At 38.8% G+C, this 20,508-nt stretch carries 23 protein-coding genes; 11 read left to right on the top strand and 12 right to left on the bottom strand.

What is annotated here, in order from left to right; all coding sequences use genetic code 11:
• Positions 1 to 58 precede the first annotated feature (58 nt).
• Genes ABJD71_RS18500 through ABJD71_RS18515 form a run of 4 tightly spaced genes read left to right on the top strand, consistent with a single transcriptional unit; the run spans position 59 to position 3,535 of the window.
• The gene (locus ABJD71_RS18500; RefSeq protein WP_348173068.1) at positions 59 to 1,951 is read left to right on the top strand and encodes a penicillin-binding protein activator; all 1,893 of its coding nucleotides are present in this window, start codon (positions 59 to 61) and stop codon (positions 1,949 to 1,951) included.
• Complete coding sequence (locus ABJD71_RS18505) at positions 1,938 to 2,312, top strand: YraN family protein (protein WP_348173071.1); 375 nt, start codon at positions 1,938 to 1,940, stop codon at positions 2,310 to 2,312. Before ABJD71_RS18500 ends, ABJD71_RS18505 begins: the two co-directional genes overlap by 14 nt.
• A gap of 44 nt (positions 2,313 to 2,356) precedes the next feature.
• Complete coding sequence (locus ABJD71_RS18510) at positions 2,357 to 2,938, top strand: phosphoheptose isomerase (RefSeq protein WP_348173074.1); 582 nt, start codon at positions 2,357 to 2,359, stop codon at positions 2,936 to 2,938.
• Positions 2,939 to 2,956: 18 nt separating this feature from the next.
• The gene (locus ABJD71_RS18515; RefSeq protein ID WP_348173077.1) at positions 2,957 to 3,535 is read left to right on the top strand and encodes a BON domain-containing protein; all 579 of its coding nucleotides are present in this window, start codon (positions 2,957 to 2,959) and stop codon (positions 3,533 to 3,535) included.
• Positions 3,536 to 3,590: 55 nt separating this feature from the next.
• Here ABJD71_RS18515 and ABJD71_RS18520 read toward each other — a convergent pair whose 3' ends face one another.
• From ABJD71_RS18520 to rplM, 7 genes are all read right to left on the bottom strand, one after another.
• Entirely contained in the window at positions 3,591 to 3,992 is a 402-nt protein-coding gene (locus tag ABJD71_RS18520) for a ClpXP protease specificity-enhancing factor (RefSeq protein WP_348173080.1), read from the bottom strand.
• A gap of 15 nt (positions 3,993 to 4,007) precedes the next feature.
• A complete protein-coding gene (sspA, locus tag ABJD71_RS18525; protein WP_348173083.1) occupies positions 4,008 to 4,640 on the bottom strand; it encodes a stringent starvation protein SspA in 633 nt (210 codons plus the stop codon).
• A gap of 165 nt (positions 4,641 to 4,805) precedes the next feature.
• A complete protein-coding gene (locus ABJD71_RS18530; RefSeq protein WP_348173086.1) occupies positions 4,806 to 5,540 on the bottom strand; it encodes a cytochrome c1 in 735 nt (244 codons plus the stop codon).
• Entirely contained in the window at positions 5,537 to 6,805 is a 1,269-nt protein-coding gene (locus ABJD71_RS18535; RefSeq protein WP_348173089.1) for a cytochrome b N-terminal domain-containing protein, read from the bottom strand. The genes ABJD71_RS18530 and ABJD71_RS18535 overlap by 4 nt, the downstream gene beginning before the upstream one ends.
• Before the next feature lies 1 nt (position 6,806).
• Positions 6,807 to 7,439, bottom strand: coding sequence for a ubiquinol-cytochrome c reductase iron-sulfur subunit (gene petA, locus ABJD71_RS18540; RefSeq protein ID WP_348173092.1), 633 nt, complete (start codon positions 7,437 to 7,439; stop codon positions 6,807 to 6,809).
• A gap of 257 nt (positions 7,440 to 7,696) precedes the next feature.
• Entirely contained in the window at positions 7,697 to 8,089 is a 393-nt protein-coding gene (rpsI, locus tag ABJD71_RS18545) for a 30S ribosomal protein S9 (RefSeq protein WP_133471128.1), read from the bottom strand.
• Between the two features lie 12 nt (positions 8,090 to 8,101).
• The gene (rplM, locus tag ABJD71_RS18550) at positions 8,102 to 8,530 is read right to left on the bottom strand and encodes a 50S ribosomal protein L13 (RefSeq protein ID WP_348173095.1); all 429 of its coding nucleotides are present in this window, start codon (positions 8,528 to 8,530) and stop codon (positions 8,102 to 8,104) included.
• Positions 8,531 to 9,037: 507 nt separating this feature from the next.
• Here rplM and ABJD71_RS18555 point away from each other — a divergent pair.
• The 4 genes from ABJD71_RS18555 to ABJD71_RS18570 are packed head-to-tail and all read left to right on the top strand — an operon-like array spanning position 9,038 to position 11,530.
• Positions 9,038 to 9,391, top strand: a complete 354-nt coding sequence (locus ABJD71_RS18555; RefSeq protein ID WP_348173098.1) for a DUF2282 domain-containing protein — start codon at positions 9,038 to 9,040, stop codon at positions 9,389 to 9,391.
• A gap of 15 nt (positions 9,392 to 9,406) precedes the next feature.
• Complete coding sequence (locus ABJD71_RS18560) at positions 9,407 to 10,249, top strand: DUF692 domain-containing protein (RefSeq protein WP_348173101.1); 843 nt, start codon at positions 9,407 to 9,409, stop codon at positions 10,247 to 10,249.
• Between the two features lies 1 nt (position 10,250).
• Complete coding sequence (locus tag ABJD71_RS18565) at positions 10,251 to 10,991, top strand: DNA-binding domain-containing protein (protein ID WP_348173104.1); 741 nt, start codon at positions 10,251 to 10,253, stop codon at positions 10,989 to 10,991.
• Positions 10,992 to 11,002: 11 nt separating this feature from the next.
• Positions 11,003 to 11,530 carry a DoxX family protein gene (locus ABJD71_RS18570; RefSeq protein WP_348173107.1) on the top strand — a complete coding sequence of 176 codons (528 nt, stop codon included), beginning with the start codon at positions 11,003 to 11,005 and terminating at the stop codon, positions 11,528 to 11,530.
• Positions 11,531 to 11,587: 57 nt separating this feature from the next.
• Here ABJD71_RS18570 and ABJD71_RS18575 read toward each other — a convergent pair whose 3' ends face one another.
• The 3 genes from ABJD71_RS18575 to yejK all read right to left on the bottom strand — a co-directional run bounded on the left by ABJD71_RS18575 (position 11,588) and on the right by yejK (position 14,424).
• Positions 11,588 to 12,385: a M23 family metallopeptidase gene (locus ABJD71_RS18575; protein WP_348173131.1), complete on the bottom strand. Its 798-nt coding sequence runs from the start codon at positions 12,383 to 12,385 to the stop codon at positions 11,588 to 11,590.
• 1 nt (position 12,386) lies between these two features.
• Positions 12,387 to 13,262: a 6-carboxytetrahydropterin synthase gene (locus ABJD71_RS18580; protein ID WP_348173110.1), complete on the bottom strand. Its 876-nt coding sequence runs from the start codon at positions 13,260 to 13,262 to the stop codon at positions 12,387 to 12,389.
• Between the two features lie 94 nt (positions 13,263 to 13,356).
• Positions 13,357 to 14,424, bottom strand: coding sequence for a nucleoid-associated protein YejK (yejK, locus tag ABJD71_RS18585; protein ID WP_348173113.1), 1,068 nt, complete (start codon positions 14,422 to 14,424; stop codon positions 13,357 to 13,359).
• Between the two features lie 114 nt (positions 14,425 to 14,538).
• Here yejK and ABJD71_RS18590 point away from each other — a divergent pair, with 114 nt between their 5' ends.
• The 3 genes from ABJD71_RS18590 (at position 14,539) to ABJD71_RS18600 (ending at position 16,968) form a co-directional block, all read left to right on the top strand.
• Positions 14,539 to 14,757, top strand: coding sequence for a DUF1414 domain-containing protein (locus ABJD71_RS18590; RefSeq protein WP_348173134.1), 219 nt, complete (start codon positions 14,539 to 14,541; stop codon positions 14,755 to 14,757).
• A 24-nt stretch (positions 14,758 to 14,781) separates the two neighbouring features.
• Entirely contained in the window at positions 14,782 to 16,332 is a 1,551-nt protein-coding gene (locus tag ABJD71_RS18595; RefSeq protein ID WP_348173116.1) for a DUF3413 domain-containing protein, read from the top strand.
• A 243-nt stretch (positions 16,333 to 16,575) separates the two neighbouring features.
• The gene (locus tag ABJD71_RS18600) at positions 16,576 to 16,968 is read left to right on the top strand and encodes a hypothetical protein (RefSeq protein ID WP_348173119.1); all 393 of its coding nucleotides are present in this window, start codon (positions 16,576 to 16,578) and stop codon (positions 16,966 to 16,968) included.
• A gap of 1,031 nt (positions 16,969 to 17,999) precedes the next feature.
• Here ABJD71_RS18600 and ABJD71_RS18605 read toward each other — a convergent pair.
• Positions 18,000 to 19,841, bottom strand: a complete 1,842-nt coding sequence (locus ABJD71_RS18605) for a serine hydrolase domain-containing protein (RefSeq protein ID WP_348173122.1) — start codon at positions 19,839 to 19,841, stop codon at positions 18,000 to 18,002.
• Between the two features lie 343 nt (positions 19,842 to 20,184).
• A partial coding sequence (locus ABJD71_RS18610) for a hypothetical protein (protein WP_348173125.1) occupies positions 20,185 to 20,508 on the bottom strand: 324 nt, incomplete at its 5' end.

Genomic DNA, 20,508 nt, shown 5'->3' on the forward strand with positions numbered 1-20,508 from the left:
TAGATATTTATTCCCGATACTATAAACTATTCAACACTTTCTTTTATGGATATCAGCGATGAGTTTTCGAAGTTTTGGGGTAATTAGCGTCGCGGTTTTAATATTATTTTCTTGTTCTAGTACTGTAGAGCAAAAGCCGCAAGTTTCAGAAAAATTACCATTAGTAAAAGAAATCGAAATTGTTGAAGATGCCAACTATTATCTTCAAAAAGCTAAACAAAGTTACGCAAACAACAAAGGCTCATTTCAACGAAACGCACTTCTTCTAGCAGCAGCAGAGGCTTTTCAAAGAGAAAACCGCTGCGATAAAAGTATAAAAATGCTGCAAGTTGTACAAAAGGAACTGCAAAACGAACAACAAATTCGTCAAAGTAATTTAATTATTGCAGAGTGCTATATATCCCTTGAAATGAGCAATATTAGAAACGTTGAGACTTTATTAGCTAATCTACCCAGCGAAACTAAGTACACATCAAGGATCAATGTCTTAGAATCTGAATTCTATGTGAGAAGAAAGCAATGGATAAACGCTGCAGGCTCACTACTAAATACAACATTACCAGAGGTTCAAAAAAGCCAACAAGTTTGGTCACTTATAAAAAACCTCAACTTACCTGAATTGGAACAAGCAAGTTTGCAACAACCTGATTTACAACCTTGGTTGCAACTGGCAATTATAAATATACGATTTGCGCTAAGCCCAATTGAATACAAACAACAGCTTCTAAACTGGCAAAGCAGAAACTTAACTCAAACAGTTGCAAATAACCTTCCCCAAGAAGTAATAGAAATGCTGCAATTGGAGCCTGTTGAGCCGTCAAAAATAGCAATATTAATCCCCTTGAGTGGGCGTTTAGCGAGTCAAGGTATAGCCATCAAGAAAGGGGTGCTTGCTTCTTATTATCACGATTTAGAAAGTGCTCAAACTAAGGATAGTCAAGTAATTAAAGAGTTACATTTTTTTGATTCAGCTTTGAAAACACCTGAAGAATTAAATGCTTCAGTGAAAAATTTTGATGTGGTGATTGGACCATTAATTAAAGAAAAAGTGGCTGGTCTTCATGAAATTTTACCGTCAAACAAAGTCATGTTGGGTCTTAATAGACTTGAAACGACAAGTGCTAACTCTATTAGTACACGACCAAATGGTTCACTAGAAATTGAACCTTCACAACCTGTGGAGCACTACTTTTTTTCTTTAGCCCCAGAAGACGAAGCCCAGCAACTTGCGAAACATGTGTTTAAACATAAATTTGTTCACCCAGTCATATTTGCTGCTGAGGGTTCTTCAACACAACGAATGGCTCAAGCCTTTACCAATGAATGGAAGAAGCAAACAGGCCGCAGCCCTGAACTGACTACCTTTACATCAAATAAAGATATGCGAACTCAAGTTTCAAGTGTTTTGGATGTTGCACAAAGTAGGTCACGAATACAACAAATAGAATACTTATCAAATAAAGAAGTGATTGGCGTAGAAAGGAATAGAAGAGACATAGATGCGATTATTTTATTTGCTAATCCAGAACAAACAGAACTATTAAATCCAATAATTGAAGCGAGTTTAAGCCCCTTTGCCAGAAAGTCACTCTCTGTATTCGCCTCCTCACGCAGTTACAGTATAGACGTTAACCAGAATAGTCTAAGAGACTTACGTAGTTTGACCTTTACTGACATGCCTTGGATGTTACCAGACCATAAGTGGCAAGAGTTATCAGCTGAAGTAAATAAATTATGGCCTCAAGAAAAAGACAGCCTATTAAGACTATTTGCAATGGGTGTAGATGCTTACAATTTAATCCCTCAGTTACGTACGTTAAAACTACTTTCGAATGTAAATAGTCATGGTTTAACAGGAGATATTAATATTGACTCTCTGGGTGTCATTCATAGAATTTTACCCCTTGCACAAGTGAAGCAAGATGAGGTGACTCTACTTGGACTGGATTAAACAAGCAATATCACCACTAATTGGTAAAGAGGCTGAAGAGCTAGCAAGAACCTTCTTACAGAAAAAGGGCCTTATATTTATTGCAAAAAACTATAGTTGTCGTACAGGTGAGATAGATCTCATTATGCAAGATGGAGAACAACTTGTATTTGTTGAAGTAAAATACCGAACTCGTAATCAATTTGGTTCTGCAATGGAGTATTTTCATCCCTCTAAACGTAGAAAGTTTGTGTCAGCACTTATGTACTATATGCAAGAGAAATCCTTAAACCCAAGTATTGTACCTCATAGAATTGACTTAGTAGCAATAGACAGTAATAAATCTAGCCAAGATGATATTAATTGGTTAAAAAACATTTAACTTACGCATAAATCGTTAGTTTAAAAATTATCAACAGGAGTGTCATGCTAGAAGAAATAAAGGCAAGTTTTACTGAAAGTATTCAGACAAAAATAGCCTCCATAGAATTGCTGCCTGAGCATATTGCCAACGGAGCTTACATGATCGTCAATGCCCTCATTAACGATAACAAAGTGTTGTGTTGTGGTAATGGTGGCTCATCTGTAAGCGCCCAACATTTCTGTTCACTGTTACTGAATAAATTTGAAAGAGACAGACCAAGCTTACCTGCGGTCCCTTTAACATCCGATGGAGCAATTTTATCTTCTATTGCTAACGATTATGAATTTGATGAAGTTTATTCAAAGCAAGTAAGAGCTTTAGGCCAAAAGGGAGATATCCTAGTTGTAATTTCAACAAGTGGTAACTCTCAAAATGTCATTAAAGCAATGGAAGCAGCGCTAAGTAGGGATATGACCATAATTGCCCTTACCGGCAAAGATGGCGGGCAGATGGCAGGCTTATTGGGACAAAATGATGTAGAAATTAGAGTCCCTTCTAATCGAGTGGCTAGAATACAAGAGGTCCATTACCTAGTTGTACATAGCTTATGTGAGAGCATAGATAATGCTCTGTTTCCAGAATAGTCAACAGGACGAAGAACGATGAACAAAAATCAAACAAACAGACTTGCTGTTGTCATTTTACTTAGCCTTTTGATGCAAAGCTGTGCAGGACTTATAATAGGCGCTGGTGTTGGAATGGCGTCCGTAGCACATGATAGGCGAACCTTAGGCACGCAAGTTGACGATAGAACACTTGCAGGAAGGGTATCAACTACGTTAGCAGACAACACAGAAATAGCGGAACAAACAGGTATAGTGGTCCAAGTATTCAATGGCAGTGTTTTATTAGTTGGTCAAGCCCCAACACAAATGTTGATACAGAAAGCTCAACAACTTGTGACCCCTATAAAGAACATTAAAAAAATACATAACCAAATCAGACTTGGTACGCCAATATCTGCCAGCACTATTGCAAACGACACATGGCTTGCATCTAAAGTAAAAGCCAAACTCCTTGCTGATAAACGTATAGACGGGTTACATGTTGAAATTGAAGTCGAAAACAGCGAAGTATTCTTGATGGGGCTTTCAACCCAAGAAGAGGCTGAAATTGCCACCGATATCACAAGAAATATATCAGGTGTAAAGCAGGTCGTTAAGGTGTTTGAATATTTATAAAAGCTTCAATAAACAGATATAAAAAAAGCGCCCTTGGCGCTTTTTTTATATCTGTTTATTTTACTACGGTTAAGGTTGGTTTACCTTTTTTAGGCTGAGGAGGAGCCTCTTTTACGTCAAGCTCCTCTTTATCCTTTGTTGGCGTACTATCTTCAACTGTAAATACAGTACCTGCGCCATTTTCTTTAGCATAAATGGCTAAAACAGCAGGACACGGTATAACAAGATTTCGCGGCACCCCACCAAAACGAGCCTCAAAGCAAACCTCTTCTAATCCTAAATGTAACTTCCCTGTAGAAGCAGGCGATACATTCAACACAATTTGTCCATCTTGCACAAATTCTTGTGGCACTTGAGCACCGGGATAATGAGCATCAACTACGATATAAGGAGTAAGATTATTATCAACAATCCATTCATAGAAGGCTCGTAACAAATAAGGTTGATTAGCAGTCATAAACAAATCGCCCCTTTAAAGAGGTTTATGAATTTCACGTTCTTGATCGGTTAATGATGCCTTGAAGGAAGCTCTATCAAAAATTCGATTCATATAAGCACGCACATCTTTACTACCAGCCCCAGTAAGTTCAATACCTAATGCGGGCAAACGCCACAACAAAGGAGCTAAGTAACAATCGACAAGGCTAAACTCTTCACTCATAAAAAATGGCGTTTCTGCGAATAAAGGCGCAAGTGCTAACAACGCTTCACGAAGCTCATGACGAGCGGTGTCTACATCGCCTTTATTCGCTAATATTTGCTCAACCAACACATACCAATCATTTTGGATTCTGTGCATAGTTAATCGGCTTTGGCCTCTTGATACTGGGTATACTGGCATTAATGGAGGATGAGGGAAACGCTCATCTAAATACTCCATGATGATATGAGAGTTATATAAAACCAATTCACGGTCAACCAAAGTAGGCACAGTGCCATAAGGATTCAGCTCAAGTAGATCTTCTGACAGATTAGTTGGATCGGTATAAGAAATCTCTACACCAACACCTTTCTCTGCTAATACAATACGAGCTTGGTGGCTATATATATCTAACGTATCTGAAAATAACGTCATAATTGAACGTTTATTAGTGGCAACTGCCATTTAACTCTCTCCTAAATGCGAATGCATCGCTGCATATCTATAACTATTCGACCACTTGAACACTCTAAACTAGAGAATGATACAATAGCAGAAAAGAAAGGGGCACTTAGCCCCTTTCAAAATTTTGCGAATTATACACTATTTTAACTCATAAGATGTGAGGAATTAATGCACATCTCTCCAGTATTCTTTCTTCAGTAAGTAAATTAATACAAAGAGTACCAATAAGAATATTATTACCCATCGCCCAATACTTTCTGATTCTAAACGTGAAGGCTCACCTGTGTAAACGAGGTAATTAACTAAGTCTAACACTGCAGCATCATACTCAGCGGTGTTAAGTTCACCGCTGCCATCTGTCTTAATTCCCACATGACGCTCGACCATCTCACCATCAACTAAAGCTTCTTCGGTAGCTATACGCGGCACGCCTTGAAGCTCTTGTAACACATGGGGCATTCCTACTTCTGGAAAAACCAAATTATTAACCCCAAATGGACGACTTTCATCAACGTAAAAGGTCCGTAAATAGGTATAGATCCAATCAGCACCACGTACTCGAGCGACCAAAGTTAAATCAGGAGGGGGAGCCCCAAACCACTTAGCTCCAGATTCAGAGGGCATCGCATTTTTGATATGCTCCCCTGGCTTTTCACCAGTAAATTGCAAGTATTCTTGCCCCAAATCCAGTGGAATCGCTAAATCTTCAAATGTACGCTGATATCTTTGATATTGAGTTTGGTGACAACCTAGACAGTAATTCATAAATAATTTAGCACCGTTTTGCAACGACGCCTTGTCTGTTAAATCATATTCTGCTTTATCTAAGTGAGCTCCACCGCCAGCAGCTAAGGTCCCAAACGATATCAATAAAGACAATACAAATACTATCTTCTTCATTCTGTGATCCTCTCTGGTACTGGTTTGGTACGTTCATTTTTACTGTAAATGAACAATAAAGCGAAGAAACCAAAATACATGATAGTTGCTATCTGAGATGCTACGATTTTCCAATTCTCTTGAGGTGTACCACCTAAGTACCCTAAGAAAATAAACACAATAGCAAAAACAATAAGGTTCCATCTATGTAGGCCACAACGATAACGCCATGATTTAACTTTACCTCTGTCTATCCATGGCAATAATGCCAACATTACAATGGCAGCAAACATACAGATTACACCACCCAATTTATGGGGCACAGCTTTCAATATCGCGTAGAAAGGTGTGAAATACCATACAGGGAAAATATGCTCTGGCGTTTTCAGAGGGTTAGCAATCTCGAAATTAGGATGCTCTAAGAAATATCCCCCCATCTCAGGATTAAAGAACATTACGTAGCAGAAGAGAATTAAGAATACACTAAAGCCAACTAAGTCTTTCAACACTATGTGTGGGAAGAAAGGCACTATATCATCTACAATATCGTACTTACTTGTGTAGTACTCATGAATTTTGAACTTAGTCTTTTCTTCTTCTGATAATGAACCTTTTTTGCGTTTGACATTCGTTCCATCAGGGTTATTTGAACCAACTTCATGTAATGCAACTATGTGTAAGAACACTAAGATAACGATAACTAAAGGTAGTGCAATGACATGTAATGCAAAGAACCTATTCAGCGTAGCACCGGAGATAACATAGTCACCTTGGATCCAAATAACTAAATCTGGGCCAATAACGGGAATTGCACTGAATAAAGATACAATTACTTGGGCACCCCAATAAGACATTTGCCCCCAAGGGAGAACATAGCCCATGAATGCTTCAGCCATAAGTGCTAAGTAAATAAACATCCCAAACAACCACAATAGTTCCCGTGGTTTTTGGTAAGAACCGTAGATCATACCTCTAAACATGTGCAGGTAAACTACGATGAAGAACGCAGAAGCTCCAGTACTGTGCATGTAGCGTAATATGTAACCATATTCAACATCACGCATGATATATTCAACTGACGCAAAAGCTTCTTCTGCGGTTGGCGTAAAGCTCATCGTAAGCCATATACCCGTTACTATTTGGTTTACTAATACAATAGTTGCTAAAAAACCGAACATATACCAAAAGTTCATATTTCTAGGAGCAGGATATTGGATAGCATGCATATTTGCTACGCGCATTATTGGGAGACGATACTCAACCCAATCCATTAAATTTTTCCACATATTATACTGCCCCCTCTTCAGAACCAATTAATAGGGTATTGTCATCAATGAACATGTAAGGAGGAACAACTAAATTCAAAGGAGCCGGCACGTTATCAAATACACGCCCAGCCATGTCAAACTTAGAACCATGACATGGACAGAAAAACCCTTCTTGTACCCCTTCAACATATTCAGCAAAGGCCCCATCTTTTAAATGCTGCGGAGAACAGCCTAAGTGTGTACAAATACCCACTAGCACTAAGTACTCTTCTTTCAGTGAACGATATGGGTTTTTAGCAAACTCGGGTTGTTGCTCTTGTTCTGAATTCGGATCTTTTAACTTATCATCATGGGCAGCCAAAGATGCCAATAACTCGGGGGTTCTGCGAGCAATCCAAACGGGTTTACTTCTCCATATAACCCTAATAAGCTGTCCGGGTTCAATTTTACTAATATCGGCTTCAACATCAGCCCCAGCAGCTCTCGCTTTTACACTAGGGTTCCAGGATCCTATAAAAGGCACTGCTACACCGACTACTCCGACACCACCTACAACAGAAGTTGCAACAGTCAAAAAACGACGTCTATTACTACTATCGGGTTGGTTTTCGGTTTCAGACGAATCATGCGCATCTAAAGATACATTGCTCATCCACTAATCTCCGAGGGTTGGATTGACAAATATTAACCTATCAGCGGCGTCAAAACACACAGAAGTGACAGGAAATACAAAGGTTTCATTATTAACAGAAAATGATAAAAGAAAAACCACATAAAAGACAAGGAAATCGTTAATAAAATGAAGAAATACTGACACTTAACACTTTTGGGTAAAAATAAGGCATAAAAAAACCCGACAAAAGCCGGGTTTTTGATAAATTCTTTTTGTAAAGAATTTTTGTCTGACAATTAACGTTTTGAGAATTGTGGACGCTTACGTGCTTTATGAAGACCAACTTTCTTACGTTCAACTTTACGAGCATCACGGGTAACAAAGCCCGCTTTTCGTAATGCCGGACGAAGTGTTTCGTCAAATTCCATCAAAGCACGTGTTATGCCGTGACGAATTGCACCAGCTTGACCACTAATACCACCACCAGCAACGGTAACGTATAAGTCAAATTTCTCTGTCATTTCAACTAATTCTAGCGGTTGACGCACGATCATACGTGCAGTCTCACGACCAAAGAACTCATCAAGAGGACGTTTGTTTACTACAATGTTGCCACTACCTGCACGAAGAAAAACACGAGCGGTAGAGCTTTTGCGTCGGCCAGTGCCGTAATATTGATTATCTGCCATGTGTAATGCTCCTTACAGGTCTAAAACTTGAGGTTGTTGAGCAGCATGTTTATGCTCAGCACCAGCGTAGACTTTTAATTTGCGGAACATATCGCGTCCAAGTGGACCTTTAGGCAACATACCTTTAACCGCTTTTTCAATGATCATCTCTGGTTTGTGGGCTTGCAACTTCTCGAAAGTAGTATCTTTAAGGCCACCTGGATAACCAGTATGAGAATAGTAAATTTTGCCCTTAGCTTTATTGCCAGTAACAGTTACTTTCTCTGCGTTGATCACAACTATATAATCACCAGTGTCCACATGAGGAGTGTACTCTGGCTTATGCTTACCGCGCAAGCGGCTAGCAATCTCAGTCGCTATACGACCAAGAGTTTTGTCTGCGGCGTCAACCACATACCATTCACGTTTTACCGTTTCTGGCTTTGCAACAAAAGTTTTCATTTTAAAATTACCCGAAATATATAAATAATCGTTACTTGGCTTTATGCTCGATATATTACTACCGACTGCTACATAAAACCGCTAAAAATCAATACCTTGACCCCTTCGAGTCGTATGATTCATCCGCTTTCCCAAAGCGGGGGCAACTGGGCAGGGCGCGAATTATACAGAAGTTACTTTAAAACGCGAGTATAAAATTTAAGCTTTTACTAATTAATCAGGTATTTACACTTATGTTAGTAATCAAATTCCATAAATTAAGTTGGTTATTGATGTTTCTACACTTTTTGTATAGTAAAAAATTACACCTATTGTCTACTTTCTAATAACCCTAAATCAGTTATATTTAGGCATCAATAAAGACATTTTTACAGTTGCACTTAACTATGTGTCTATAAATTTTGAAATTTATTGAGAGAAGAGTAGGTCTTAGTTTTACATAATGGGCTACATTGAACCGTTGTTTGTCCGTTTCTTTTAAATAACTATTAGCAGGATTAAAACTTTATGAAAAATTCAAACTCTATTAAAACCGCCTTATTAGTTGGTTGTACTATTGCAGCATCTCAAATGGCAACTGCCAAACCAAATGATCAATTAACTCTAAGTGAAGCAACACCTGAAAATGTTAAGGTTGCAATCCAAGAATGGAAAGAAGGCAAAAGATTACGTGGTCGTAAAGATAAGTGTTACGGCATAGCATTAGCCGGCGAGAATGATTGTAAAGCTGGTGCAGGAACAAGTTGTGAAGGTACATCCACTGTAGATTTTCAAAAAAATGCTTGGACCTACTCTCCAAAGGGATCATGTGAATTTATCGTGACTCCCGAAGGTCCGGCTTCTAAAAAGCCAATTGCTTAGTTAACGCTAAGAGCAATGCAAACGCTAACAAACTTGCCCGCCAGTGCGGGCATGTCATTAAAACCTGAATATTTCGATTCAGTTCATACCAATCTTGATGCTAACCTGTGGTTTGAAGTACATGCAGAAAACTATTTAATTCAAGGTGGACCAAGACTAGAACAACTTCAAGAAATATCGAGTCATTTTCCTATTAGTATTCATGGCGTAGGGGCATCCTTAGGAGGTCCAGATCCAATTAGTCAAGAACATTTAAGTAGACTAGTCAGTTTACTCAACTTAATTCCAGCAGCAGTGTTTTCAGAACATATTGCTTGGTCAGGTACCCAAAGTAATTATTTGGGAAACCTAATGCCCACGCCAATAACAAAAGACTCCATCGACAGTACCGCAAAAAATATCATGCAACTCCAAAACGCGCTGCAACGCCCAATATTAATAGAGAACCCAGCAAACTATCTGAGCTTTAAGTCAGACATGCCCGAGAGTGAATTCATGATGTCTTTGGTAGATATTACAGGCTGTGGAATTTTATTAGACATCAATAACCTTTTCATTAGCGCAAACAATACAGGAATCGATCCCCATAGCTATATTCAAGGATTAAACTCTGACGCAATTGGTGAAATACATATTGCAGGTCACTCTACAGATCCTAACGAGCAAGGACTATTAATAGACTCCCATGACAGTGATGTATCAAAAGGTGTCTGGGAACTATTAGAAGCGCTACTTTCACATACCGGTCCAAAGCCAGTGCTTATAGAACGAGATGGCAACTTACCTACATTTGAAGCGCTGTTAGCAGAGAGAAATCAAGCTCAACATCTAATTAATTCAATTAAGAAGATTGTCTAATATGAGTAAATTCCATGCTGCTTTTATAGAATATGTGAAAACCGGTCACTTTGAAGCCATAGCATCTCACCTTACAGGAGCTGAAAACCAAGGCCGTTTAGCAGTCTATCGCAATACGTTTATTAGCGGCTGCATAGACGGACTAACAAGGAAATACCCAAGCTGTGAGAAGCTATTAGGGGTAGACTTCTTTAAAACTCTTGCACGTGAATTTTCAATTTCTAACCCACCTACTAACCCAGTTCTTAGCGAGTTTGGAGAGGACTTTCCAGAATATGTTCGAGATACTCTCAAACAAGAGCATCCCGATTTAAGCTATGTTTGGGATATATGCCAACTAGATAGGGCGTGGCATCACGCCTATTTTTCACTTGAAAAAGTACCACTTGATGAAGCAGGTATCGAATCACTCATAGTCGATATAGAAAATAAATCTTTATCTTTGCACCCAAGCGTGCAATTAGTAAATGTATCATCGGCAATTACAACTCTTTGGTCACAACTGCGAGACAGCGATATTAGTGAACAGATGGCTATAGAATTCAAACCCGAAACAGTTCTATTATGGAGAGATTCTGGAAAAATATTACACAGAGTACTTGCTGCATCCGAAGCACTATTTATTCTTAGTATCTATGAAGGCAAAACCTTGGGAGAGTCAGCTGAAATAGCCATGCAAAGTGACGAAATAGATATAAGCAATACCTTTAGTCAACTTCTACTTAATAACTTAATAACTTAAAGAGAACACACATGAATGTTTTACTTAGCCTTTACAGTAACGTAACTACAAAGTTAAGTCTGTATTTGACAGATATAACGCTTCTAATTGCGAGGCTACTTGTAGCAAACGTATTTTTTTCATCAGGAATGACCAAATGGAATGGGTTTCTTAGTTTTAATCCAGAAAAATATGACTTGTTTTTATACGAGTTTTTTTGCCCCGACCCAATCCGTGAAGGCGCGTTATTATTGTGTGACGCAGAAACCTTAGATTACGTAGAAGGCTCATCAATTATAACGTTTATCGAAGCACTAGCGGTAGGAGCTGGAGTGGCAGAAATTATATTTCCAGTGTTACTAGCCCTAGGAATATTTGCTCGAGTGGGGGCAGCTGGTTTAATTGGTATGACCTTGTTTATTCAACTAGCTGTATTTCCTAGTTGGGATCATTGGTGGAACCCTGCAGTTTGGTGGTTTGTAGCACTCATGACAATATTGAGTATGGGACCCGGTAGGCTATCTCTAGACTCATTACTTGGTTTAGAAAAGAAAGGGTAATCTACACCGGATACTCCCTCTGCTAGTTAGTAAATCTCAGAGGGGGTATTTCAAAAACTAGCGTTTTGGTACTAATAATGCTGGGTCTAGTCTTTCACTAAACCAATTGATGCGCCAATCTAAATGGGCTCCAGTTACTCTTCCCGTTGCCCCAATTTCGGCCACTAAATCTCCCTGTTTTACTTTCGTACCTGCAATCACAAGCCCTTTGCTTAAATGTAAAAAAGTTGAAGTCACACCATACCCATGGTCGATAATCATAGTGCCACCTGAATAATACATATCAGGCTCAAACAAGGTTATAACCCCGTCAGCAGGAGCATAAACAGGAGTTCCTGTAGGGCCAGCTACATCCAAACCAAAGTGCGGCCTTTTAGGTGTTCCGTTAAACACTCGACGACTACCGTATACCCCGCTGACAGGGCCTTCGGCTGGCCATATAAAGTCTTGGGTGAAATCTAATCTATCAGCATGATTCGATCTAGCACTAGCTATCTGCTGATTATCTTTTCTGATACGCGCATAAACCTCTTTTGATGGACTAACGTACTTACTCGCCACTCCTTCAATTCGTTGCTCTTTGTAAATACGCTTGCTCAGTGTAATAGTTTTGATATGTTGAGCACCGTTTCTATCTTGCCATTTTATTTGGTGCTCAAGTGCTGCGTCACGGCCAAAACCAAACACAAATAGCCCAGTTTTTGAAACCTTAATTGGCTTACCATTTAGCCAAATTTGACTACCTGCAGGCAACAGCCCACGAATCAGGGTTCCTTGGGTTAAGACCCCTTTTAGCTCAAGGTCACTAGCTAATACATTGAAAGCACTAAATAAAAAAGCGATACACAATCCCAATCTAAGCAAAAGCAATGGCTCCTTTACCTACACCTTCATAAGCCAACACTTTAAAGTCACCATTTGGTACTAATCGCTTATGTTCATCAGCCATGAATTGCGCCAAGCATTCTACAGTTGTGTCTGTATCTAACATTTCAGATTCTGTTTTTGGAATGGCTAACTCAAATCTTCCTTGAGATGCTTCATAGGCAAACACATGATGTTGTTTAAAATTACCTTCTTCTAATTCAAAAGCTGTTTGATTAGGCTCTACTATGTCTTCAGTAGATCCAATATAAATATCGCACCACCGTTCAGCCCAATACTCTTGCCACTTTATGCTTTCTATCTGATTGTCAAATACCACTACTTTGGAACGGTGACCGTGGGCAATACGTTGACAATTTCCATCATGTTTTTTTAAACCGTGGGTGTAATGATAATAAGGGGTGTTAATTATCTCTGCTCGCAAATTAAGCTCTATTCCTGCCACGTTTTCTGGTAAGTGAGTGGCAATAACATCTTTGAGGTAATCACTCACCGAAGGCATTGTAACTTCAGTCGAATACACAAAAGCATAAGCTTCTGCTGGGCAGTTAAGGTGAATAGATTTATTGTTAGGTCGCATAAAATCAACCTTCACTCTATCTGTCTTTTCATTCTGCTGAACAGAGCTAAACTCATGTTCAACAGGCACTAACAATTTATGATCTATGTATTCATCTATCAGATACTTAAGTTGTTTTTTGACTTTACCAAAATCCAACACCATGCTTTCTTCATTTAAATCACCGTTTAAGATCACGTCAACGATCCAGCTTTCCCCTACCATTCCGCGCTTTGGGCATAAATAAGAAAAATCCATCACAGTTAAATCATTCACAAATAATTGCATAAAAAAGTATCGTTACCTTATTTACTTTACATACTTAAAAACTAATCTATCAAACCTAATATTCTGATTTGACTATCTACCTATTGCTCAAGAATCAACTTTGTGATTTTAAAAGCTGGTCCTTTAAATTAGGTGGAATTCCCCGGATCATCAAAGTGTCAGAGCCTGCATCGTAACTGACACGGTCACCTAACAACTTTCGCTCAAAACTCAATGACACACCGCCACCTTGACCACTGAATTTCGCCAACGTTTTAAGGGCACTTCGGTCAGCTTGAAATTGCTCTTCAACAGGTATTTCAGCTTGTTGATTAAATGCTTCAAAACTGACATGGTCACTTGGTAATTTAGCTGCTAACTCTTGTATTTGAATATCTTCACCCTGCTCAAGTTTCTGTTTGTAATACTCAGACACTGTATCTCGAGCTTGATGCTTTTCTTCTGGATCGAGTTGTTCGGCAGCCAAAAAAGCATCAACAGTAGTGAGAAGTTGTTTATTTTGCTGCTTTATATCGACCAACTCCTCACAACCAATAAAATGCATAAAGAAATCAGACACTTTGCGACCCATTCTACCTTTAATAAAGCTGATATACCTTTGCTGTTCAGCAGACACAGACAGTTGTGTTAAATCTATTCTTACTGCTAATTGCATCTTACTAAGATCTAAATGATCACTACTGGTCAACTCTAGTTCACGATTTATTTCAACATGTTGCTTAGTATTAATAATCGCAATCATCAAATAGTCTGTAGCTAAAAATTGATAATGACTAAACACCACAAAACCCGTTTCTAAGGTGCCAGTGTCTATCAGAGATTTCTTTAATAACTCACTTGCCTGAAGACTAAAATCGACAAAACTGTTGGTCTCTTCCAACATATCCTGCAGCAAGCTTTTAAAGGGAACTGAGTGTGGCGTAAATACTTTTTCTTCTTCGTCATCAGATTCTTTACTTACACTGACAATTTCAGCATTCTCTGTAACGAAACCACCTACCCCTTTTCCTGGTTTAGTGTTAAATGCATGATTAATTTGCTGTGCCAAGTTTTCAATTTCCGGGCTAACATCAAAACAGCTGTTTCTGGGAATAAGAGTTAGCTCTTGCTGTTGATTTACAGCCAATTGATGTACAACAAAATGGTGAATTAACGCACTCACATTTTTTCCTCAAAGTAATTAAATTCGTTCAGTTACAGTTGGTTGATAGCAATTTTAGTGGACCATTGTTACTATCGCCCTAATTATACAAGTAAAATATCCGAGCCTATCCGTATGCCACAACAATCCAAATATTCTGACAGCCAATTTGAAGCGATCATGCATGACATTATTGTTGCGTTAGAAAAACATCAAACAAACAGAGATCTTTCTCTTATGGTGTTAGGCAACCTCATCACCAATATTTTCCAACAGCAAGTTGGCGACAACCAGCGCGAACAAATGGCCGAACAGTTTACACAAGTGCTGCTAAAAAGTATCAATGGAAAATAAAAAAGTTAAAGGTAAAACAAGCCTATGATTTTAGCTGAAACACCTCGTCGTAAATTAGTTACCCGATTAGTTACTTGGGGCCACTGGTTTGCGCTGCAAAATATAGTGATAGCCATTATTATTGCGGCTATCTACATTTTAAACTCTCCAGCTCCTGCAACGGCAATAGGTAACCTTTATTTATTCACTAATTGGATCAGTCATATTGGTTTTTTAACCTTTTTTGGCTTCGTAATCTTAATTTTACCACTGTGTTATTTATTATCTAACGCAAAAGCAGTTAAAATAATTAGTTCCATTGTTGCCGCCTCAGGCCTTGCTCTGCTTGCATTTGATGCTTTATTGTATAATAAACTTGGAGTGCACTTAAGCATTAACTCTGCGGATTTAATCCGTGACGAGGCGCAAACCGTGATGTCTGATTTTGGATGGCAGCAATGGGGCTTTTTAACGTTACTCTTTATCGTGTGGTTTTCGTTTCAATTAATCGTTGCTAATGCGCTATGGCAACGTATTAAAAAACTCCAAAAACGAAAGCTAGGCCTACCAATTAGTAGTTTTTTTGTTGCTTGCTTTGTTGTCAGTCACGGTTTACATGTTTGGGCTGACGCTAAGTTGTATCAACCTATAGTCAAACAAGACAATATGTTTCCCTTATCTTATCCAGCTACAGCAAAAACCTTGATGTCACGTTATAGCTTATTAGACCTAGAAGATTACCAACAGCGAAAAGCGTTACAGTTCGATCAAACTATTAATGGCATCAATTACCCTACAGCTCCCGTATATTGTTCGGTTCAAAATGAACAAAAAGTACTTTTACTTGGCATAATTGATGGCAAGATACTCGACACTGTGTCTGGTATTTCGTCGTTGGGCAACCATTATGGATTGCAATCTAATCTTCAAAGCAGCATCAATACTGTTTTATACGGCCTTCCAGAGTTATATCATAACGCGCTAAGCGCCTATGACCCGATACTTCTAAGTTTACCCGCATCTATGGGGTTAAATATCAGCGTATATTCAGAACAAGATCTGCCCACTAGGTTTAATCAATTCGTTAATAATTGGAGTGAGTTTACTAGCAAACTTCAAGATATCGATAGTAATTTGGCGATAGGCTTTATCAATAGTGATAGATTGTCACAATTATTGACACCAGAAGTCCAAAGCCAATATCAAATATTAATTGCTGACTTAAGCCAGTCAGAGGGTTTGCCCAGCCAATTGTTTAGTAATATAAATGTAAACAAACTCATGTCTAGTCATGAAGATTTAGCACCAACAGTTTTGAATTTGCTCGGCTGCACAGCAAACGCTAGTGCGTATAGCACAGGAAGTGATTTAACCAACACTAATAAACGACGCTATATCGTGAGCACTGAAGGCAGTAAAGTATTACTACTCACAACCACAGAAAGAATCGAAATAATGAACAATGGTAACGTGCGTATTTTCAACTTACAAAGCAATGAAGAAGTATTTAGCCCCGTTGATACAAGCCTACTTAGTCAAGGAATCAAACACTTAAGTAGCTTTTCTTCTAAACGTTCTTTGCAAAAAAGCAATTAAATTTTTCCTAGCGTGTGTGATATATGCTAGGAGTATTTAGCACAGTAAACTGAGGTCTAGATGGTTTTGTTCAAAGCACTGTTTGACAGTGGCTTGAACAATCAAACGTCACAAGGCAGTTCTAATTATGTGACGTTAATACCTGTAGTCATACTAATGTTTTTCTTACCTATTGAATTAGCCTTGACATGATTTCCAATCAGATCTAATCTAAATAATAACAATTACCATTTAGTTTCAATTATGTCTTCACAATACTCTTTTGTTTTCTATTCTTTAGAATTGGCGGTGCGTTATGGCAATAATAACAATGAAAGTTATGACGACATAAGCTGTTACGTTCATGTAGCATTAGAAAGAGCAAGAAAACTCACTTGCATTAAAGCAGCTCGAACTGCCCATTTACGTATAGTAGACACATTATTAGAAACCATGTGTGACACCTGTCACAACTTAAATTGGCGTATTCAATGTCACCGGTATTTAAAAAAACTAATACCCTTAATGTTTGAAATTCTTGATGCCAGTGCTTACTCACATAAAGTCCAAGAGATCGACACTTTGTTTACTTTTTTCATCAGCGATGAGAAAGGTAAACAAAGTGTCAATAAACATCCGCACACAATATTTCGCTAAGCATGTACACGCAGGTTACACCATAGTTGAAGTTGATAAAGGTGCTCAGTGGTTTTATCGAAGTGCCGTTGAACATTTTGCTGGGCGAGGTTCCAAATTATTTTGTGAAAACAGATGATTTACACACAAGGCAGTCTACCACCTCTGATGGTTGGCTTGATCACTGGCGATATGAGCCAACGGAAATGCGCTGCGCGATAATTCAATCAATCCATGGTTGGAGATATAGCCACTGCCTCACAGCTTAGGATGCTATTTCAAGACTTAGAAAATAATGGTTCTAGACCATTATTTGAAACCTTGATGTATAGCGTCATGGTTAACTTGATAGCTCGTCATTTATCGTTGCCCTTTTGCATTGATTGCAAGTCGAGCTCGAAACAAAAACTGTAACTCGCCAAAGAATTCTTAGTGCTTATTCAAAAGAAAATGTGTCATTGATGTACCAACCTAATTTAGTGGGTATAAGCCAATGTCATTTTGTAGGCGAGTTTAAAGGATTATTTGAGATCACGGCCCACAACTATTATTTAAACACATCGTAAGCCACACTGGGGAAATTTCAAAAACAAGCATTTATGGCAATATTGTAAGTCAATCTTTAAACATCTCAATATCAGGTTTTGACGCTAAGACTTTGCTACAACCCATTCACTTTATCCAGCAGTACTCCGAATCATGCCAGAAACGGCCATTGTTTAATTAGAGCTTGCGCTGCATTTGGAATGGAACAACATTGGTTGGATCCTCAATTAAGAGACCGTTACCACTTAAGAACATTGCATGTGACCTCAAGCATAAAACTCGAATAGTTAACTGGGCCTCAAGCCCGTATTAGCGAGACAGAGTCAGCTTATTATTAAGACAAAAATAAATCAAAACATTAACGCTGGTCTCGATACGAGTAAAAACTCGACATTTATATCCATCCATTGATATTTACTTTCGAGAGTTAAGGCCGAGGCTATACAATGTCAGTCTAACTGACATTGCATAGATAGAATTATAGCCCCCTTATTTTCAATTTTTAGCTACAGCAAATTCCAGTTTGCCATAACAGCAAGATAAATTATGGCACTAACAACAAAACATAGCTGAACAATGAGGTTTGTCTGTGCACGGTATTTAAATGTGAGTGTGATACTGAGTAATAGACAAGCAACTAGAAACCATGGAATGTTGAATACCGCTTCAACCCATAATGGCGTAGCAATGTGCAGCCCAATTGCCTGCCCCTGTAGCATGATGGCAAAAACGACAGGGATAAAAACAACACTCGTAGTAAGAAATACAAAATTAATGGTTTTCAGTGAACGTGGATGTGACCCTTTCCTCATTTGTATGAAGGTAGCCAACACTAATCCAAATAATGCCAACAGCGAGAAAATCAACTGAGAAGATAGCTTTTGAAACCAGCTGACACGAATATGTCCCGAGCTACCATTAAATGTAATGTAGAGGTCGTTGTTATACGGGTCACGCACAAATACGGCATTGGTGTGGCCGTCTTCGCTTAAAAAGAAATTAGGCTCCATTTCATAGTAACGTTGTCCTTTGATAATGAGGGCATTTCCATCGACAGTCACATCAAATATTTTGTGTTGCTCAGCGAGTAGCTTTAACTTCTCTACCTCGGTTGCATCAAACTGACCGCGTAAATATGTGCCAGAAAACTGTGTCAATGGTGTTGATGTGGGTTGTTCATTTCCGGTCGGTAATAGGTTTTCAACTTGCGGCAAAAATATATCAATGACTGCTTGGGTAGTATTATGCATGATGGCTTTACTTCGTTGATTCATCACAACATAAATACCTAAGTCTTGTTCGGGCACTAATGTCAGTTTTCCTAAATGATTGAACCAAGAGCCATCATGACCGACCGTAAGATGACCGTTAATTTTATCTTCTCTGAATCCATATCCCCAACCAAAAGCAGAAGAGTGTGGGCTGTATTGACGCGACTGCATAAGCTCTCGAGTCTTAGGTTTTAAGATTTGAACGGTACTACCCCCTTCATGACCCAGCTGCATGAGCATAAATTTTGCCATATCTGTAACGCTAGCATGAACCTCGGTAGCTGGCGCAAAGTTGCTGTAATTGAATTCTTCTGGTGGGAACGTACCTTCTATCGATGCACCGGGCATTGCCATTTTAAGAGACCTTTCCGGTGTAAGAATTGTTCCAGAATTTTTCATTTCAAGAGGCTTGAAAATATGATTTTCAACATAGTCTTGGTAACTTTCACCTGATATCTCTTCAATCACTCTGCCCTCTAGCGCAATGCCATAATCCGAGTAAATACTAACAAACCCTGGGGTGCGTGCGGCACTGGGTAACACTTCTGGAAGATGTTCTCCGAGCGGAGATGATACCTGTCCAAAAGGTGTGACAGTTCCAAGAAGTTTGTACCGCAAACCTCCCCGATGGGTTAGAAGATCGGCCATTGTAATAGAGCGCCCAAAAGGCTCTTCTACCTTCATATTGGTTAAATATTCATTGACACTAACACTCAGATCCAATTTACCTTGTTCATAGAGTTGCATTGCGGCAGTTGCAGTAAATAACTTTGTGACTGAACCGATATGAAAAAGACTCGTGTCTGGATCAACTGGGGTCTGTGCAGTCACATCTGCAAAACCGTAGCCATGCTTAAACAGTACCTTTCCATCCTTCACAATAACCACCGCTACACCGGCAATATCATCCTTTTCCATAAGCTTAGTGATCATAGGTGAAATAGTTTTATCTACCAAAGTCGCTTGCGCATCTTGGTAAACCTGAATTTCTTGTTCAGTGACATCCGCCAAACATTCTGACGCGAAAACGAAAATCAAAGAAAGGCATAACAATAATTTATACAGGAATGTTGTCATTTTAGTGTCATCTATTTTTATTTTACATAGATTTTAAAATGTAAATATCTTCATTGCAAGAGTTTATTTAACCAACAAAAATCAGAACATACATGCATGGACATCCATGATAACTAACTCTTTAACAACCTATGGGTTTCAATCGGCGCAGTTGAATTAGCAGCTAAAAGTCAATGCTAGGCGAACTGATAGGTTAAAGCCTGAGGAATCCCCACAGCAATGAATAGTAAGTGCATGAAATTTGAAACTTTAAGAATGGGTGTCTTGTTTATTCGTTGTTTATTCGCACCATATAACGCTTCGAATATGACGCGCGCGCTGTTTGCGCGTCGACTATTATTTGTTAGGTGCGAGTTTTTGCAAAACTGGCTTGCCGTATTTTGTAACTGAAGAATACTGCCGAGCTACTAAAGAAAATCAAACTCACCAGAAAAATCATATCAATTGAAGTAACCGATGACTTTAAACCCGCCGAGATCGCAACTAGTAAACTGATAAAAAATAAAATTATTGCGATAGAAAAAAGCGGGTAGATGTTCAATAACAAAGCAACTAGGATTAGAGCCGCAGGTGCAAAACTGATGAGTTGATTAAATTCACCAGTACCCGAAAAATAAATTCCTGAAAACGCAACTGCGAGGGCTGAATTTCCAAGTGCTTTGCCATT

Origin of the sequence: Paraglaciecola sp. (assembly GCF_039943935.1) — a bacterium.
In the GTDB taxonomy this organism is placed as follows: domain Bacteria; phylum Pseudomonadota; class Gammaproteobacteria; order Enterobacterales; family Alteromonadaceae; genus Paraglaciecola.

Excerpts from the sequence above, each read along its gene's own strand:
- petA (WP_348173092.1), bottom strand. The coding sequence starts at position 7,439 with ATGAGCAATGTATCTTTAGATGCGCATGATTCGTCTGAAACCGAAAAC.
- ABJD71_RS18560 (WP_348173101.1), top strand. The coding sequence starts at position 9,407 with ATGCAAACGCTAACAAACTTGCCCGCCAGTGCGGGCATGTCATTAAAA.
- ABJD71_RS18530 (WP_348173086.1), bottom strand. The coding sequence starts at position 5,540 with ATGAAGAAGATAGTATTTGTATTGTCTTTATTGATATCGTTTGGGACC.
- ABJD71_RS18570 (WP_348173107.1), top strand. The coding sequence starts at position 11,003 with ATGAATGTTTTACTTAGCCTTTACAGTAACGTAACTACAAAGTTAAGT.
- rplM (WP_348173095.1), bottom strand. The coding sequence starts at position 8,530 with ATGAAAACTTTTGTTGCAAAGCCAGAAACGGTAAAACGTGAATGGTAT.
- ABJD71_RS18515 (WP_348173077.1), top strand. The coding sequence starts at position 2,957 with ATGAACAAAAATCAAACAAACAGACTTGCTGTTGTCATTTTACTTAGC.
- ABJD71_RS18565 (WP_348173104.1), top strand. The coding sequence starts at position 10,251 with ATGAGTAAATTCCATGCTGCTTTTATAGAATATGTGAAAACCGGTCAC.
- ABJD71_RS18590 (WP_348173134.1), top strand. The coding sequence starts at position 14,539 with ATGCCACAACAATCCAAATATTCTGACAGCCAATTTGAAGCGATCATG.
- ABJD71_RS18510 (WP_348173074.1), top strand. The coding sequence starts at position 2,357 with ATGCTAGAAGAAATAAAGGCAAGTTTTACTGAAAGTATTCAGACAAAA.
- ABJD71_RS18595 (WP_348173116.1), top strand. The coding sequence starts at position 14,782 with ATGATTTTAGCTGAAACACCTCGTCGTAAATTAGTTACCCGATTAGTT.
- sspA (WP_348173083.1), bottom strand. The coding sequence starts at position 4,640 with ATGGCAGTTGCCACTAATAAACGTTCAATTATGACGTTATTTTCAGAT.
- ABJD71_RS18500 (WP_348173068.1), top strand. The coding sequence starts at position 59 with ATGAGTTTTCGAAGTTTTGGGGTAATTAGCGTCGCGGTTTTAATATTA.
- rpsI (WP_133471128.1), bottom strand. The coding sequence starts at position 8,089 with ATGGCAGATAATCAATATTACGGCACTGGCCGACGCAAAAGCTCTACC.
- ABJD71_RS18600 (WP_348173119.1), top strand. The coding sequence starts at position 16,576 with ATGTCTTCACAATACTCTTTTGTTTTCTATTCTTTAGAATTGGCGGTG.
- ABJD71_RS18520 (WP_348173080.1), bottom strand. The coding sequence starts at position 3,992 with ATGACTGCTAATCAACCTTATTTGTTACGAGCCTTCTATGAATGGATT.
- ABJD71_RS18580 (WP_348173110.1), bottom strand. The coding sequence starts at position 13,262 with ATGCAATTATTTGTGAATGATTTAACTGTGATGGATTTTTCTTATTTA.
- ABJD71_RS18605 (WP_348173122.1), bottom strand. The coding sequence starts at position 19,841 with ATGACAACATTCCTGTATAAATTATTGTTATGCCTTTCTTTGATTTTC.
- ABJD71_RS18535 (WP_348173089.1), bottom strand. The coding sequence starts at position 6,805 with ATGTGGAAAAATTTAATGGATTGGGTTGAGTATCGTCTCCCAATAATG.
- ABJD71_RS18555 (WP_348173098.1), top strand. The coding sequence starts at position 9,038 with ATGAAAAATTCAAACTCTATTAAAACCGCCTTATTAGTTGGTTGTACT.